This window comes from Blautia glucerasea (assembly GCF_013304385.1).
In the GTDB taxonomy this organism is placed as follows: domain Bacteria; phylum Bacillota; class Clostridia; order Lachnospirales; family Lachnospiraceae; genus Blautia_A; species Blautia_A ammoniilytica.
The window spans coordinates 1-700 of the sequence record NZ_JAAITU010000135.1; the positions used below are offsets into that span (position 1 = coordinate 1).

The 700-nt window shown below is 39.3% G+C and carries 1 protein-coding gene; it reads left to right on the plus strand.

Annotated elements, in window-relative coordinates; translation table 11 throughout:
* The first annotated feature begins 48 nt into the window (after positions 1-48).
* Positions 49-678, plus strand: a complete 630-nt coding sequence (locus G5B11_RS18745) for a helix-turn-helix domain-containing protein (RefSeq protein ID WP_173729337.1) — start codon at positions 49-51, stop codon at positions 676-678.
* Positions 679-700 lie beyond the last annotated feature (22 nt).

Consider the following 700-nt stretch of genomic DNA (forward strand, 5'->3'; position numbering starts at 1 on the left):
TAAGGTACATGCTATAATTCATACATACCGAAAAAGGAGGCAATCAGCATGAAAGATAAAGAACTACGCAAGCTGATAGGCAGCAGAGCAAAACAGCGTCGTCTGGAATTAAATCTGACACAGCCTTATGTTGCAGAGAAGATGGGAGTTACCGCTTCCACAATCCTGCGTTATGAGAATGGTTCGATTGACAATACCAAAAAGATGGTGCTGGAAGGTCTTTCGGAAGCACTTCATGTATCTATTGAATGGCTCAGAGGTGAAACCGATGAATACGAAACCGATATTACGGATAAGAGAGAATTACAGATTCGTGATGCAATGGGCAATATTCTCAAACAGTTACCTCTCGACCTTAGTAAAAAGGAAGATGCTTTTTCAAAAGATTTACTGCTGTTAATGTTAAAGCAATATAACCTGTTTCTGGAATCATTCCAGTTTGCCTGCAAGAATTACAAGGGTAACACGAATGAAGCGGATATTGCAAAGGTAATGGGGTTTGAATCGAATGATGAATATAACGAGATTATGTTTCTCCGGGAGATCACCCATACTGTTAATGCCTTTAATGACATGGCAGATATTGTAAGGCTCTATTCCAAGAAACCAGAAATGGCAGAACAAAGGCTTGAAAATCTTTTATCAGAAGTTTTGTATGAGGATTCCGATTCGGTATAGAACGACAACCGGAGTTATGATA

Excerpts from the sequence above, each read along its gene's own strand:
- G5B11_RS18745 (WP_173729337.1), top strand. The coding sequence starts at position 49 with ATGAAAGATAAAGAACTACGCAAGCTGATAGGCAGCAGAGCAAAACAG.